This window comes from Escherichia sp. WS338 (genome assembly GCF_046486405.1).
GTDB lineage: Bacteria > Pseudomonadota > Gammaproteobacteria > Enterobacterales > Enterobacteriaceae > Escherichia > Escherichia coli.
On sequence record NZ_JBJQLL010000005.1, the window covers coordinates 149,863 to 165,620 of the forward strand.

Below are 15,758 nucleotides of genomic sequence, written 5' to 3' on the forward strand. Positions count from 1 at the left end.
ATAAACGAAACCGTAAAAATGAAATGCTGTTTTCATAAAAAATAAAATTGAAGGTTCATTTTATAAACCAGACATAACGTTCTACGCTTCTGTGCGTTTTTAATTTATGCTTTCATAGAATTATGTCTGCATCACGGGAAGAACAAAATGGATAATGCTGTTGATCGCCACGTTTTTTATATTTCTGATGGTACGGCAATAACTGCGGAGGTATTAGGACACGCAGTAATGTCACAATTTCCCGTCACTATCAGCAGCATTACGCTGCCGTTTGTCGAAAATGAGAGCCGTGCACGGGCAGTGAAGGATCAGATTGACGCAATTTATCACCAGACAGGTGTGCGCCCGCTGGTCTTCTACTCCATCGTGTTGCCGGAGATTCGCGCCATCATCTTGCAAAGTGAGGGCTTTTGCCAGGATATCGTTCAGGCGCTGGTTGCCCCGCTACAACAAGAGATGAAACTGGATCCAACGCCGATTGCTCATCGTACCCATGGCCTTAACCCTAATAATCTCAATAAATATGATGCGCGCATTGCTGCGATTGATTACACCCTCGCCCACGATGATGGCATTTCGTTACGCAATCTGGACCAGGCTCAGGTGATCCTGCTCGGCGTTTCTCGCTGTGGTAAAACCCCCACCAGTCTGTATCTGGCAATGCAGTTTGGTATCCGCGCGGCAAACTACCCCTTTATTGCCGACGATATGGATAATCTTGTGCTACCCGCGTCGCTCAAACCGCTTCAGCATAAATTGTTCGGCCTGACTATCGACCCGGAACGTCTGGCGGCGATTCGCGAGGAACGTCGGGAGAACAGTCGCTATGCCTCGCTTCGTCAGTGCAGGATGGAAGTCGCGGAAGTGGAAGCGTTGTACCGTAAAAATCAGATCCCGTGGATTAACAGTACCAATTATTCGGTAGAAGAGATTGCCACCAAGATCCTCGATATCATGGGCCTTAGCCGTCGAATGTACTAGAGAACTAGTGCATTAGCTTGTTTTTTTGTTATCATGCTAACCACCCGGCGAGGTGTGACACACCTCGCACTTGAAATCAGCTGCGATTGGTTTATCGTGATGCGCATCACTTCCCGGTAGTCCTGCCGTAGAAGCAACAAATTTCTGAGACTTGTAATGAACAGAACTGACGAACTCCGTACTGCGCGTATTGAGAGCCTGGTAACGCCCGCCGAACTCGCGCTACGGTATCCCGTAACGCCTGGCGTCGCCACCCATGTCACCGACTCCCGCCGCAGAATTGAAAAAATACTGAATGGTGAAGATAAGCGACTGTTGGTCATTATTGGCCCCTGCTCGATCCACGATCTCACCGCTGCAATGGAGTACGCCACCCGTCTGCAGTCGCTGCGCAACCAGTACCAGTCACGGCTGGAAATCGTAATGCGCACCTATTTTGAAAAACCACGAACTGTTGTCGGCTGGAAAGGGCTAATCTCCGATCCAGATTTAAACGGCAGCTATCGGGTAAATCACGGTCTGGAGCTGGCGCGCAAATTACTTTTACAGGTAAATGAGCTGGGCGTCCCTACCGCGACTGAGTTCCTCGATATGGTGACCGGTCAGTTTATTGCTGATTTAATCAGTTGGGGCGCGATTGGCGCACGTACTACCGAAAGTCAGATCCACCGTGAAATGGCTTCGGCACTCTCCTGTCCGGTAGGTTTTAAAAATGGTACCGATGGCAACACGCGGATTGCCGTGGATGCTATCCGCGCAGCCCGCGCCAGCCATATGTTCCTCTCGCCAGACAAAAATGGTCAGATGACCATCTATCAGACCAGCGGCAACCCGTATGGCCACATTATTATGCGTGGCGGCAAAAAACCGAATTATCATGCCGATGATATCGCCGCAGCCTGCGATACGCTGCACGAGTTTGATTTACCTGAACATCTGGTGGTGGATTTCAGCCACGGTAACTGCCAGAAGCAGCACCGACGCCAGTTAGAAGTTTGTGAGGATATTTGTCAGCAAATCCGCAATGGATCTACGGCGATTGCTGGAATTATGGCGGAAAGTTTCCTGCGCGAAGGAACGCAAAAAATCGTCGGCGGTCAGCCGCTCACTTACGGTCAATCCATTACCGACCCGTGTCTGGGCTGGGAAGATACCGAACGCCTGGTCGAAAAACTCGCCTCTGCGGTAGATACTCGCTTCTGAATGCGTGCCCATTCCTGACGGGATGGGCATTTCTGCGCAACTTGTTGTCTTCTCAACAAATTACTGCTTGCTCTGGCCCGCCATAATATTGATAATAAGAATCATTGTTATATAAATTATTATTAATTTTTATGCGTTATACGGATAGCAGAAAACTCACGCCTGAAACGGATGCCAATCACAAGACCGCTTCCCCGCAGCCCATCCGGCGAATTACCAGCCAGACACTGTTAGGTCCGGATGGCAAACTGATTATCGATCATGACGGGCAAGAATATCTGCTCCGTAAAACTCAGGCTGGCAAGCTGCTGTTGACCAAGTAGCCTTTAACTCGAGCAGCTGACTTCCAGCCGTTTACCCCAGTCAGGTGGACGACTGACATAGTCATCATCTCTGTCGCTGAAAGGATTTCGCAACGCCTCATGCAGGCGGTGCAATTCCGTCATATCACCCTTTTCTGCCGCTTCAATCGCCCGTTGCGCCAACCAGTTGCGCAACACCAGAGCTGGGTTAACACTTTGCATCAGCTGCTGACGCTCACTATCGCTAACCTCGTCTTGTTGCAAACGTACCCGATAACGGGCAAACCAGTCATCAAATGCCGCACGATCAATAAACTCATCACGTAGCGGTGACGCCGCGCTGTGCTGCTCGGTCAGACTCAGCATGCGGAATGTGCGGGTATAATCGCTGCGCTCTCGCGCCATCAGACTGAATAATTCATTCAGTAGCGCGTTATCCTCTTTTTGCTCCGTCATGAAGCCCAGTTTCTGCCGCATCCGTTGTCCATAATGCGTCAACAAAACCTGCTGATAACTGTCCAGGGCCTCATTCAGGGCATCTACGGCGACAAATGGTGACAATGTCTGCGCCAGACGCTGTAAATTCCACAACGCGACAGCAGGTTGATTATCAAAGCTATAACGCCCTTGATGATCCGAGTGATTACAAATAAAACCGGGTTCGTAATCATCAAGAAAACCAAAAGGCCCGTAATCAAGCGTCAGTCCCAGCAGCGACATGTTGTCGGTATTCATCACCCCATGAGCAAAGCCGACCGTCTGCCATTGGGCAATTAGCGATGCGGTACGTGCGACAACATCGCTAAACCAGAGACGGTATTTGTCCTCATCATCTGCAAGATGTGACCAGTAATGACGAATGGCAAAGTCAGCTAACTGACGAACCTTTTCCGGCTCGCGGCGATAGTAAAAATGTTCGAAATGACCAAAGCGCAGATGACTTGGTGCCACACGCATCAGCATCGCGCCTGGCTCCACCGTTTCCCGATACACTGGCGAATCGCTGGTGACGATACTTAACGCGCGGGTCGTCGGAATGCCCAGATAATGCATCGCCTCACTGGCGAGACTTTCTCGTATCGTCGAACGTAAAACCGCCCGTCCATCACCCATTCGCGAATAAGGCGTCAGGCCAGCACCTTTCAGATGCCAGTCCATTGTAGTGCCATCAGCAAGCCGTTGTTCGCCGAGTAAAATGCCGCGCCCATCACCCAGTTGGCCCGCCCAGACGCCGAACTGATGACCACTGTAAACCTGCGCCAGTGGTGACATACCAGGCAGTAGGGTTTCGCCGCCCCAGACACCTGCGCCATTTTTAAACAGCGACGATGGAATACTCAGCGTGTTAGCGAGTTCGGTATTATGCCAAATCAGCCGGGCATTATTTAAAGGCGTAGGGGAAAGTGCTGTATAGGTTTCTGGCAATTCATCGCGCCAGCGGGTAACAAAAGACAGGGTCATAGATCCTCCTGTTTGATAGTGTAGACGGTTACTCTCGTCTTAAACACCAGCAAACAGGAGGGTTATCGCTGAACCAACGTCGTTATCTGATTTATGGGAACGGCAGGCCACAGACATCCCTGGAGAGCATGGAAATCGAAGGGGGTAATCTGTGCTAATATTTCTGGCGTATCAATGCCCCCCGCGATGATGCAATTGCAACAAGGGGAAATTTGCGCCTGAATCGCACGAATAAACGGTTCGAAGGAGCGATGCGTGATTTGTTGCTGAATAAAACTTTTATCCAGCATTACGCGGGTGAAAAGACCATCAAAAACCGCTTTCATTGTGCTATTGCCTGCGCCCAAATTACCTAACACAAGGGGATACATTTGCGATAAGGAAAAAAGATCGCGATTATCTTTTCCTTCATCGAGATGCGGGTAATTCTCATTAATCAACAGTTCAATAAACGGATATTTTAATAGTTCGCCTGCGTAATTATCCCTGTCTAATAATAAAGTAGCCACTTGTGGGGTTAAATTAAGCCAGGCAAAGAGTTTATGTTGAATAAAAAAGTGTTGGCATGATTTTAGTAATTCCAACTGCTCTGAAAATAATTGCCAATGTTGCTCCTCGGTAAGTTGCGCTATAACCCGACTCGTCGGGATACGAACCGTACCATCTTCACTGGAGAAATGGGTAATTAACTCAACGCCGACAAGGTCTTGCTGGTTATCTCTTATCGGCAGGAAATAGCAATCAGAATGATAAAGATTCTCCAAAAAAATCTTCATGGTAACCGTCCCTCTCGAAGGATGTTTTTCAGTATCCGGCTAAAAGGGATGAGGCCATAAGACATAACAATTACAGAAGGAGTAACTTTCATTTGTTCCATGTTAACCACTTTTTCAGGGGTCCTTTTTTTAGATTATCCTGATTATAAACGAATAATCCATTTACGGAATTTTTGTCTGCAAAATACTACCGTATTCTGGAGTAAATTGACGGCGATGTATCATCGCCGTCAATTTTTCGACATACTAGATTCGTCTCGCCTGCCAGAAATTTTTCTGCCAATAGACATTATCAAGTGAGGAACGCATCACTCCCTTGCTGGTAGAGGCGTGGATAAATTGGTTGTTGGTATCGTAAATACCTACATGCAAACCATTTTGTCCGGAGCCCGTTTTGAAAAAGACCAGGTCACCTGGCAGCAACTCGTCTTTATCAATTTGCGTGCCGATAGAGGCTTGTTGTTTGGTTTCACGGGGCAGCTGCAAATCGAAACGATCGCGCATCGTCACAACCACAAATCCCGAACAGTCCACACCGCGCCGCGTCATTCCACCATAACGATACGGCGTGCCATGCCAGCTTTGTAGCTGGTCGTTCAAACCGGCAATAACGGTAATCGAATCAGAAAGTCTGGCATTTGGCGGCGGTGCTTTATGGTGGCTACACCCGGCCAGAAACAGTGCTGTGATCAAAATAAGGCAGAAACGCATTCCGTACGGTTCCTCTGTTTTTTATTCTTGCATTAATTTAGCGTCGTAATTACCCGATTTTCAAGATACTAATGAAATCAGATGGTCGAAATCAGCATTCTGTGACCTTCGATATCCAGACGGCGAAAATTCATCCCATAGGCCTGCGCCAGATTTGGCGGCGTGAGCACCTCTTCCCTGCGTCCACTGGCCAGCATTTTTCCACCTTTTAGCAACCACGCCCGATGCGCATGACGCAATGTATGGTTGAGATCGTGACTGCTCATCACAATCGCCAGTCCTTGCTGACACAGCGCGCTCAGAATTTTGTCTAATGCACTTTGTTGCGCAACATCAAGACTGTTCATCGGCTCATCAAGAAGCAGCAATTGGCCTGCGGGATTGGCTTGTGGTGTGATTTGCAGCACCACCGCAGCAAGACGTACGCGTTGCCATTCGCCGCCGGAAAGTTGATTGGTGCTACGTCCGAGTTTGTCATCAAGAGCCAGCGCCCCTGCGACATCATTCAGTAGTTCGGTACGCGTTTTATCGTGCTGATGCAGTGTCAGGTAGTGCCAGACCGGCATTGCAAACGGTGGCGTCTGTTGTTGTGAAAGATAGGCGCGATGCAGCGCGAGTTTTGTTGCGGACCATGCTTCCAGTGGTTGCCCCGCGAACTGAATGCTTCCCTTACCGCTGGTCATTCCGGCCATTCGCGCCAGTAAGGTACTCTTACCCGCGCCATTCGGCCCCACCAGGTGCAGGATCTCCCCAGCCCGAACCTCGCCAGAAAGCGGCCCCAGGCGGGTAGACTCCGCAACATCCTGTAACTGCATCACAATAGACATTATTTTGCCAACGCCAGTTTAATGCTTTCCATCACAATGGGATCTTCCGGCGTCATATCCGGGGAAAAACGCTGGATGACCAATCCGTCCCTGCCAACTAAAAATTTCTCAAAATTCCATAAGATATCATCAGGGTACAGCGGTGCACGACCTTTGCTGACCATACGGGCATAGAATCCGCTCTCTTCCGGCGCGACTGCGGTCGGCGCTGCGGCAATCAATTTTTGATACAGCGGATGGCGTCCTTCACCATTAACTTCAATCTTACTGAACATCGGGAACGTCACCCCCCATGTAGTGGTGCAGTAAGTTTTAATCTCTTCATCGCTGCCCGGTTCTTGCTCCAGAAACTGGTTGCACGGGAATCCCAGCACCACAAAACCACGATCGGCCCAGGCTTTCTGAATATTCTCCAACTGCTCATATTGCGGCGTTAAGCCACACTTTGAGGCGACATTGACAATCAACAGCACATTACCGGCGTACTTCTCCAGCGTGGTCACTTCACCGTCGATATCTTTCACTACGGTCGTCAGAATGGAATCTTGCATCGTTTCTCCTGGGTGTGGTCAGTAAAAATCTTAGCTTTTAATCATAGACCGTCTTTTTGCGGCTAACGTCCTGCTTTTAACAATAACCAGATAAACACCGGCGCACCCAACGTTGCGGTGACCACGCCAATAGGCAGCTCTGCGGCAGCTAATGCCAGGCGCGCTACAACATCAGCCAGCAGCAATGCGCTCGCCCCTGCCAGCGCGCAGCCGGGAAGTAATACGCGATGATCGGTTAAACCACATAACCGGAGAATATGGGGGATCACCAGACCAATAAAGCCGATAGCACCCGCCAGCGCCACACTGACGCCAACCATCCAGCCGGTCGCTGCCACCAGCACATTGCGCCAGAACCACAGGGGTAAACCCAGTTGCCGCGCCGAGATCTCGCCAAGTGCTAACATATTCATCGGCCTGGACTGACAACAGATCCACAACAACACGGGGATCAATGCCAGCATCAGCCAGCTTTGCCGCCAGTCTACGCCGCCAAAACCGCCCATCATCCAGTACATCAGCTGACGTAAATCAACAGAGGTGGAAAAGTAGATAGCCCACGTCATTAGTGCGCTACAGATAATCCCTAATGCAACGCCAGCCAGCAATAACCGACTGGTCGAAAGATGACGACGGGCGAAACGTAAGAGTATTAAAGTGATGATAAGCGCGCCAGCAATCGCACACAGCCCCAGCGCCCAGTTGGGGAGTTGCCCTTGCCCAAGCAATACCGCGGCGATAAGCCCCACGCCTGCGCCATTAGAGACGCCAAGTAGTCCAGGTTCTGCCAGAGGATTTTCAAATAACGCCTGCATTACAGCGCCGGATATAGCCAACGCCGCACCAACCAGCAATACAGCCAGCGTACGTGGCAGGCGAATCTGCCAGACGAACAGTTCGCCTCGAGGAGAAAACCAGTCACCTGGCGAGATCCATTGTTCACCGGCGCAAAGGCTTAAGAGAAGCGCCAGCAGCATCAAAACTGACAGGCATAATAACCAGCGAATATTTTGTCGCTGTTGTTGGCGGGCAAGTGTCAGCATGGTATCCGTTCTGCTGAAGTGTCATGGCGTTGATTTTACGGTGACTCTTCGACAGTGAAAAGAAAAAAGGCCGCAGAGCGGCCTTTTTAGTTAGATCAGATTACTCGTCTTTGGGCGAAGCGTTTTCGACCCGGCTTTTTAACTTCTGCCCGGGTCTGAAAGTCACCACACGCCGTGCTGTAATGGGAATATCTTCGCCCGTTTTCGGGTTACGTCCCGGGCGTTGATTCTTATCACGCAGATCGAAGTTACCAAAACCAGAGAGTTTCACCTGCTCGCCGTTTTCCAGAGCGCGACGGATCTCTTCGAAAAACAGTTCAACCAGTTCTTTGGCATCCCGCTTGCTAAGCCCAAGCTTATCAAACAGATATTCTGACATTTCAGCTTTTGTAAGCGCCATAGGTTCAATCCCTCAATGATGCCTGGAATCGCTCTTTTAATGCCTCTACACATTTGGCGACGGTAGCGGCAATCTCCTCTTCTTCGAGTGTACGGCTGGTATCTTGCAGGATCAGGCTTATGGCGAGGCTCTTATACCCCTCCGCAACACCCTTACCGCGGTACACGTCAAATAAGTTTACGCCAACTACCTGATTTACGCCAACTTTCTTACATTCGGATAAAATATCCGCTGCGGGAACGTTTTCTGCGACCACCACCGCGATGTCACGACGGTTCGCCGGGAAGCGAGAAATCTCGCGCGCCTGAGGCACCACGCGGTCTGCGAGCTTGTTCCACTCCAGTTCGAACACCAGAGTGCGACCGTTAAGATCCAGTTTACGTTCCAGTTCAGGATGAACAACCCCAACAAAACCAATACGTTCACCTTTCAGATAAATCGCTGCGGATTGCCCCGGATGCAGTGCCGGATTCGCTTCTGCACGGAACTCAACCTCATTCAGTTTACCGGTCAGGTCGAGAACGGATTCAAGATCGCCTTTCAAATCATAGAAATCAACGGTCTCTTTTGCCAGGTTCCAGTGCTCTTCGTAACGGTTACCGCAAATCACACCGGCTAACATCAGATCCTGACGAATGCCCAACGGTGCCTGAGTATCTGGCACGAAACGCAGACCGCTTTCGAAAATGCGTACACGGTTCTGCTGACGGTTCTGGTTGTACACCACAGTTGCCAGCAGGCCGGTCCACAGAGAAAGACGCATTGCTGACATTTCAACGGAAATCGGGCTTGGCAGCAGTAAGGCTTCAACGCCTGGATGGATCATCTGCTGCACTTTCGGATCAACGAAGCTATAGGTGATCACTTCCTGATAGCCTTTGTCGTTGAGCAGCGTTTTCACGCGCTTGAGCGACAGGTCAGCTTCACGGTGAGTACCCATAATCAGGCTTGCCTGTACCGGCTCATCCGGGATGTTGTTGTAGCCGTAAACACGCGCGACTTCTTCGACCAGATCTTCTTCAATCTCCATGTCGAAACGCCAGCTCGGCGCAACTGCCTGCCACTCGTCTTTGCCTTCGGTCACTTCGCAGCCGAGACGACGCAGAATGTCAGTGACCTGCTCATCGGCAATATGATGGCCAATCAGGCGATCCAGTTTGCTGCGACGCAAAGTGATGGTTGCACGCTTCGGCAGCGTTGCTTCGTTGGTGATATCAATTACCGGACCAGCCTCACCACCGCAGATGTCGATCAGCAGACGGGTCGCACGTTCCATCGCTTTGTGCTGCAGTGCCGGATCAACGCCACGCTCATAACGGTGAGACGCATCAGTATGCAGGCCATGACGACGAGCACGACCGGTGATAGACAGAGGGCTGAAGAAAGCGCATTCCAGCAGAACGTTTTGTGTTTCGTCATTCACGCCAGAGTGTTCGCCACCAAAGATGCCGCCCATCGCCAGCGCCTTGTTGTGGTCGGCGATGACCAGAGTGTCAGCGTTCAGCATCGCTTCGGTACCGTCGAGCAATACCAGCGTTTCGCCCTCTTTCGCCATCCGCACCACAATGCCGCCTTCAATGCGATCTTTGTCGAAGGCGTGCATCGGCTGGCCCAGTTCAAGCAGTACATAGTTGGTGACGTCAACAACTGCATCGATAGAACGGATCCCGCAACGACGCAGTTTTTCTTTCATCCACAGCGGAGTTGGCGCTTTAACGTTAATGCCTTTTACCACACGGCCAAGATAGCGCGGGCAGGCTTCCGGCGCTTCGACTGCAATCGGCAGCGTGTCGTCGATGGTCGCACCAACCGGAACGATTTCCGGTTCAACCAGCGGCAGCTGGTTCAGCACGGCAACATCACGCGCCACGCCGATAATGCCTAAGCAATCGGCACGGTTTGGCGTTACGCTGATTTCGATGGTGTTGTCATCGAGTTTCAGGTATTCGCGGATGTCGGTGCCAATCGGCGCATCCGCAGGCAGTTCGATAATGCCGCTGTGATCGTCAGAAATTCCCAGCTCAGAAAAGGAGCACAGCATCCCTTCAGACGGTTCGCCACGCAGTTTCGCCGCTTTAATTTTGAAATCGCCCGGCAGAACAGCACCAATGGTCGCTACCGCCACACGCAGGCCCTGACGGCAGTTTGGCGCACCGCAGACGATATCCAGCAGGCGATCGCCGCCGACATTCACTTTTGTCACACGCAGTTTGTCAGCGTTCGGATGCTGCGCACACTCAACCACTTCACCAACAACCACGCCGTGGAAGCTACCGGCAACCGGTTCTACACCGTCAACTTCCAGGCCCGCCATAGTGATTTGATTTGCCAGCGCGTCGCTATCAATCGCCGGGTTCACCCATTCGCGTAACCACAGTTCACTGAATTTCATAATCTATTCCTGCCTTATTTAAACTGTTTGAGGAAACGCAGATCGTTTTCAAAGAATGAACGCAGGTCGGTGACGCCGTAACGCAACATAGTCAGACGCTCCATCCCCATCCCGAAGGCGAAACCAGAGTAAACTTCCGGGTCGATGCCAACGTTACGCAACACGTTCGGATGCACCATCCCGCAGCCCAGTACTTCCAGCCATTTACCGTTTTTACCCATGACGTCCACTTCTGCAGAAGGTTCGGTAAACGGGAAGTAGGAAGGACGGAAGCGGATCTGCAAATCTTCCTCAAAGAAGTTACGCAGGAAGTCGTGCAGCGTGCCTTTCAGGTTGGTAAAGCTGATGTTGGTATCAACAATCAGACCTTCCATCTGATGGAACATCGGCGTGTGAGTCTGGTCGTAGTCGTTACGATAAACGCGGCCAGGCGCGATGATACGAATCGGTGGCTGCTGGGCTTTCATGGTGCGGATCTGTACGCCAGAGGTCTGGGTACGCAGCAGGCGGGTAGCGTCAAACCAGAAAGTGTCGTGGTCAGCGCGCGCCGGGTGGTGACCAGGAATGTTCAGAGCATCGAAGTTATGATAATCGTCTTCGATTTCCGGCCCGGTTGCCACGGTAAAGCCAAGCTCACCGAAGAAACTTTCGATACGGTCGATGGTACGGGTCACCGGATGCAGCCCGCCGTTTTCAATGCGACGACCCGGCAGGGAGACATCAATCGTTTCCGCCGCCAGACGCGCATTCAGTGCAGCGCTTTCCAGTTCCGCTTTACGCGCATTCAGCGCCTGCTGAACCTGCTCTTTCGCTTCGTTGATAACCGCACCAGCTGCCGGACGCTCTTCTGGCGGCAGCTCACGCAGGGTCGTCATCTGAAGGGTTAAGTGCCCTTTTTTACCCAAATATTCGACGCGCACATTATCTAACGCGGCAACATCTGACGCCTGGCTAATGGCCGCCTTCGCACTGGCAACCAGTTCTGCGAGATGTGACATGTTTTTCCTCATTGTGTCAGTGGTGACACTGGTTCGTTGGACTTAGAGCCCATCCCATCAGGCTATTTTACTTGCCATTTTGGTCCCGGGCAGTGCTCGAAATCCTCACGTACTTAAGTACGCTCCGGTTTCTCCGCGCTGGCCGTGTCCAGACTGGCTGCGACAATTACGCCTGATGAGACAGGCTTTTTATTTTTCAAAACGCGCATACAAAAAAAGCCTCCACTGGGAGGCTTTCAGGCGCTGTTTTCCGTTTCTCTTCTCACGCGCTAGCCTCCTGGAGTCAGGTGCTAAAGTAAAAAAAGAAGCGGAAAATAGCAGCATTCATTGCTTGCGTTACCTTTTGGTACTCTTCAAAAGACCTTTATTGAAAAGGCTACGGCGATAAAAGTCAATGTTTTGATGGCGTTGAAACGAAAAGAGGGAGACTAGCTCCCTCTTTCAACTGGCTTATGCCAGAGCTGCTTTCGCTTTTTCAACCAGAGCGGTGAACGCTACTTTGTCGAATACTGCGATATCAGCCAGGATCTTACGGTCGATTTCAACAGAGGCTTTTTTCAGGCCATTGATGAATTTGCTGTAAGAAATACCGTTCTGACGTGCTGCTGCGTTGATACGCGCAATCCACAGTTGACGGAACTGACGCTTACGTTGACGACGGTCGCGGTAAGCATACTGACCAGCTTTGATAACAGCCTGGAAGGCAACGCGGTATACGCGAGAACGCGCACCGTAGTAGCCTTTAGCTTGTTTCAAAATTTTCTTGTGACGTGCGCGTGCAATAACACCACGTTTTACGCGAGCCATATGTGCTCTCCTGTATCTATATTCTAATTAAAAAGTTAAAAAACGTTAACGGCTTATGCGTACGGCAGGCACGCGATTACCAGGCCCAGATCGCCTTTGGAAACCATGGCTTTCGGACGCAGGTGACGTTTACGTTTGGTCGCTTTTTTGGTCAGAATGTGACGCAGGTTAGCGTGCTTGTGCTTAAAACCACCTTTACCGGTTTTTTTGAAGCGCTTAGCAGCACCGCGTACGGTCTTAATTTTTGGCATTTTAATAACTTCCACTTCGCATTGTTAATAAACAGAAACAAAGGCGAACAAAGTCTGCGAAGCCCGAAGGCTCCACAGACAGTGCTACTTGAAGGCCTTACTGTTTCTTCTTAGGAGCGAGCACCATGATCATCTGGCGGCCTTCGATCTTCGTTGGGAAGGATTCGACTACTGCCAGTTCTTGCAAATCGTCTTTCACGCGATTAAGCACTTCCATACCGATTTGCTGGTGCGCCATCTCACGACCGCGGAAACGCAGCGTGATTTTGGCTTTATCACCCTCTTCGAGAAAGCGAATCAGGCTGCGGAGTTTTACCTGATAGTCGCCTTCATCTGTACCAGGACGGAATTTAATTTCCTTAACCTGGATAACTTTTTGCTTTTTCTTCTGTTCCTTAGAAGACTTGCTCTTTTCATAGAGGAATTTGCCGTAATCCATTATACGACAAACCGGCGGCTCGGCGTTAGGGCTGATCTCGACTAAGTCTACTCCGGCTTCTTCTGCTTTCTCCAGAGCTTCTCTCAGACTCACAATACCAAGCTGCTCGCCTTCCAGACCTGTTAAGCGAACTTCCTGGGCGCGAATTTCGCCATTGATACGGTTAGGGCGCGCCGTTTGAACTCGTTTTCCGCCTTTAATACCTTATTCCTCCAATTGTTTAAGACTGCGGCTGCGAATCTCTTGTTGCAGCTTCTCGATCACTTCATTTACGTCCATGCTTCCCAGGTCTTTACCACGGCGGGTGCGAACGGCAACTTTGCCAGATTCCACCTCTTTATCACCACAGACCAGCATATATGGGACGCGACGCAAAGTGTGCTCGCGGATTTTAAAGCCAATCTTCTCATTTCTCAAGTCTGCTTTAACACGAATGCCCGCATTTGATAGTTTTTGCGTCAATTCGTTAACGTATTCAGACTGAGAATCGGTAATGTTCATGATAACAACCTGAACTGGCGCAAGCCAGGTCGGGAAGAAACCAGCAAACTCTTCGGTCAGGATACCGATGAATCGTTCCATCGACCCCAGAATTGCGCGGTGAATCATTACCGGTACCTTACGCTCGTTGTCTTCGCCCACATAGGAGGCGCTCAGACGAGACGGCAAGGAGAAGTCCAGCTGTACTGTACCGCACTGCCATGCACGATCGAGGCAGTCATACAGGGTAAATTCAATTTTCGGACCGTAGAAAGCGCCTTCACCCAGTTGATATTCAAACGGGATGTTGTTTTCTTCCAGCGCAACCGCCAGGTCCGCCTCAGCACGATCCCACATTTCGTCACTGCCAATACGTTTTTCAGGACGAGTGGAGAGTTTGACGACGATCTTCTCGAAGCCAAAAGTGCTGTACATATCATAGACTAAACGGATACATCCGTTAACTTCATCGCGAATTTGTTCTTCAGTACAGAAGATATGTGCGTCATCCTGGGTAAAACCACGCACACGCATCAGGCCATGCAGCGAACCTGACGGCTCATTACGATGGCAGCTGCCGAACTCGGCCATACGCAGCGGCAGGTCGCGATAAGACTTCAGCCCCTGGTTGAAAATCTGCACGTGACCCGGACAGTTCATTGGCTTAATGCAATACTCACGGTTCTCAGAAGAGGTGGTGAACATCGCATCTTTGTAGTTTTCCCAGTGACCGGTTTTTTCCCACAGGACACGGTCCATCATAAACGGACCTTTAACTTCCTGATACTGGTACTCTTTCAGTTTGGTACGAACGAACACTTCCAGTTCACGGAAGATTGTCCAGCCGTCGTTATGCCAGAACACCATTCCTGGCGCCTCTTCCTGCATATGGTACAGGTCGAGCTGTTTACCGATTTTACGGTGGTCGCGTTTAGCGGCTTCTTCCAGACGCTGCAGGTAAGCGTTGAGGGCTTTTTTATCTGCCCATGCAGTACCATAAATACGTTGCAACATTTTGTTGTTGCTGTCGCCGCGCCAGTAGGCCCCTGCCGTTTTCATTAGTTTGAAATGATGGCAGAAACGCATGTTCGGTACGTGCGGACCGCGGCACATATCGACATATTCTTCATGGAAGTACAGACCTGGCTTGTCATCATGGGCGATGTTTTCGTCAAGAATGGAGACTTTGTAGCTCTCCCCACGGTTGGCGAAAGTTTCACGCGCTTCGTGCCAGCTGACTTTCTTCTTAATGACGTCGTAGTTTTTCTCAGCAAGCTCATGCATCCGCTTCTCGAGTGCTTCGACATCTTCCTGGGTTAACGTGCGGTCAAGATCAACGTCGTAATAAAAACCGTTGTCAATAACCGGGCCGATTGCCATTTTGGTATGCGGCCAAAGTTGTTTAATCGCGTGCCCTAACAGGTGCGCACAGGAGTGACGAATGATCTCCAGACCTTCTTCGTCTTTGGCGGTAATGATCGACAGTTGTGCGTCGTTTTCAATCAGATCGCAAGCATCAACCAGTTCACCATTAACGCGCCCTGCGATACAGGCTTTCGCCAGACCTGGACCAATGTCCAGCGCAACATCCATGGGGCTTACAGCGTGGTCGTAATGGCGTTGGCTGCCATCAGGAAGAGTTATAACAGGCATTTTATATCCTTATTTGCAGTGGTGACCCACACGAAAGATCACATACAAAGAAAAATTTGTTTATTAACAGTTCATTGCGAAACCATCTAGCCAACAAATGCTAAATTGGTTCGCAATCAGGTACACAAATGAAAGACATTAACCTCTCACCTTCCACCCGGTTGAGCGATGTTAACACTAAAAAAAGGGAGATTGTACCTTTCCGTTTCACATTGATTCGATTCGCAATTCGTTTGTAGTGAGTACACCAGCAAAACGCTTAAAGAACCACTGATAACATCACGGAGCGTCTGAAAGGTTTACTGCGAGCGGATTTACAGCAGCATAAACTGAATCCAGCAAAGTTCGTTGCATGATTTGGCGGTAGTATTTAAACGATCATGAGATTAATGACGAACTGGTCATATCACAATGATAAAAGTGACACAATTCTTATAGCAATTTTTCGTGCACATTTCGTTCTGGCGATAATAATTAATCATC

At 50.2% G+C, this 15,758-nt stretch carries 17 protein-coding genes and 1 other annotated feature; of the genes, 3 read left to right on the plus strand and 14 right to left on the minus strand.

Features of this window, described 5'->3' with window-relative positions:
* The first annotated feature begins 147 nt into the window (after positions 1 to 147).
* From ppsR to hemP, 3 genes are all read left to right on the plus strand, one after another.
* Positions 148 to 981, plus strand: a complete 834-nt coding sequence (gene ppsR / locus ACJHWT_RS06230; RefSeq protein WP_000368046.1) for a posphoenolpyruvate synthetase regulatory kinase/phosphorylase PpsR — start codon at positions 148 to 150, stop codon at positions 979 to 981.
* 156 nt (positions 982 to 1,137) lie between these two features.
* The gene (aroH, locus tag ACJHWT_RS06235) at positions 1,138 to 2,184 is read left to right on the plus strand and encodes a 3-deoxy-7-phosphoheptulonate synthase AroH (protein ID WP_001082226.1); all 1,047 of its coding nucleotides are present in this window, start codon (positions 1,138 to 1,140) and stop codon (positions 2,182 to 2,184) included.
* A 131-nt stretch (positions 2,185 to 2,315) separates the two neighbouring features.
* A complete protein-coding gene (gene hemP, locus ACJHWT_RS06240; RefSeq protein WP_001270810.1) occupies positions 2,316 to 2,507 on the plus strand; it encodes a hemin uptake protein HemP in 192 nt (63 codons plus the stop codon).
* 3 nt (positions 2,508 to 2,510) lie between these two features.
* Here hemP and selO read toward each other — a convergent pair whose 3' ends face one another.
* The 14 genes from selO to thrS all read right to left on the minus strand — a co-directional run bounded on the left by selO (position 2,511) and on the right by thrS (position 15,275).
* The gene (selO, locus tag ACJHWT_RS06245) at positions 2,511 to 3,947 is read right to left on the minus strand and encodes a protein adenylyltransferase SelO (protein WP_000175715.1); all 1,437 of its coding nucleotides are present in this window, start codon (positions 3,945 to 3,947) and stop codon (positions 2,511 to 2,513) included.
* 62 nt (positions 3,948 to 4,009) lie between these two features.
* A complete protein-coding gene (ydiV, locus tag ACJHWT_RS06250) occupies positions 4,010 to 4,723 on the minus strand; it encodes an anti-FlhDC factor (protein WP_001317866.1) in 714 nt (237 codons plus the stop codon).
* A 246-nt stretch (positions 4,724 to 4,969) separates the two neighbouring features.
* The gene (locus ACJHWT_RS06255) at positions 4,970 to 5,434 is read right to left on the minus strand and encodes a C40 family peptidase (RefSeq protein WP_001209785.1); all 465 of its coding nucleotides are present in this window, start codon (positions 5,432 to 5,434) and stop codon (positions 4,970 to 4,972) included.
* A gap of 77 nt (positions 5,435 to 5,511) precedes the next feature.
* A complete protein-coding gene (btuD, locus tag ACJHWT_RS06260) occupies positions 5,512 to 6,261 on the minus strand; it encodes a vitamin B12 ABC transporter ATP-binding protein BtuD (protein ID WP_000029466.1) in 750 nt (249 codons plus the stop codon).
* A complete protein-coding gene (gene btuE, locus ACJHWT_RS06265; RefSeq protein WP_001154187.1) occupies positions 6,261 to 6,812 on the minus strand; it encodes a bifunctional thioredoxin/glutathione peroxidase in 552 nt (183 codons plus the stop codon). Before btuE ends, btuD begins: the two co-directional genes overlap by 1 nt.
* 62 nt (positions 6,813 to 6,874) lie before the next feature.
* Positions 6,875 to 7,855 (minus strand): vitamin B12 ABC transporter permease BtuC, encoded by a 981-nt coding sequence (gene btuC / locus ACJHWT_RS06270; protein ID WP_000956519.1) that lies wholly within the window; start codon positions 7,853 to 7,855, stop codon positions 6,875 to 6,877.
* Positions 7,856 to 7,955: 100 nt separating this feature from the next.
* Positions 7,956 to 8,255, minus strand: coding sequence for an integration host factor subunit alpha (gene ihfA / locus ACJHWT_RS06275; RefSeq protein ID WP_001229265.1), 300 nt, complete (start codon positions 8,253 to 8,255; stop codon positions 7,956 to 7,958).
* Positions 8,256 to 8,259: 4 nt separating this feature from the next.
* A complete protein-coding gene (gene pheT / locus ACJHWT_RS06280) occupies positions 8,260 to 10,647 on the minus strand; it encodes a phenylalanine--tRNA ligase subunit beta (protein WP_000672341.1) in 2,388 nt (795 codons plus the stop codon).
* 14 nt (positions 10,648 to 10,661) lie between these two features.
* On the minus strand, positions 10,662 to 11,645 hold the full coding sequence (gene pheS / locus ACJHWT_RS06285) for a phenylalanine--tRNA ligase subunit alpha (protein ID WP_000018588.1): 984 nt from the start codon (positions 11,643 to 11,645) through the stop codon (positions 10,662 to 10,664).
* A 209-nt stretch (positions 11,646 to 11,854) separates the two neighbouring features.
* Positions 11,855 to 11,979, minus strand: a sequence feature (Phe leader region).
* Positions 11,929 to 11,973 carry a pheST operon leader peptide PheM gene (pheM, locus tag ACJHWT_RS06290; RefSeq protein WP_001386830.1) on the minus strand — a complete coding sequence of 15 codons (45 nt, stop codon included), beginning with the start codon at positions 11,971 to 11,973 and terminating at the stop codon, positions 11,929 to 11,931. (Overlaps the previous feature by 45 nt.)
* A gap of 116 nt (positions 11,980 to 12,095) precedes the next feature.
* Entirely contained in the window at positions 12,096 to 12,452 is a 357-nt protein-coding gene (rplT, locus tag ACJHWT_RS06295) for a 50S ribosomal protein L20 (protein ID WP_000124850.1), read from the minus strand.
* A 53-nt stretch (positions 12,453 to 12,505) separates the two neighbouring features.
* Positions 12,506 to 12,703: a 50S ribosomal protein L35 gene (rpmI, locus tag ACJHWT_RS06300; protein ID WP_001124225.1), complete on the minus strand. Its 198-nt coding sequence runs from the start codon at positions 12,701 to 12,703 to the stop codon at positions 12,506 to 12,508.
* Between the two features lie 97 nt (positions 12,704 to 12,800).
* Positions 12,801 to 13,343: a translation initiation factor IF-3 gene (gene infC / locus ACJHWT_RS06305; protein ID WP_001700733.1), complete on the minus strand. Its 543-nt coding sequence runs from the start codon at positions 13,341 to 13,343 to the stop codon at positions 12,801 to 12,803.
* A 3-nt stretch (positions 13,344 to 13,346) separates the two neighbouring features.
* Positions 13,347 to 15,275, minus strand: a complete 1,929-nt coding sequence (gene thrS, locus ACJHWT_RS06310; RefSeq protein ID WP_001144205.1) for a threonine--tRNA ligase — start codon at positions 15,273 to 15,275, stop codon at positions 13,347 to 13,349.
* Positions 15,276 to 15,758: the final 483 nt, after the last annotated feature.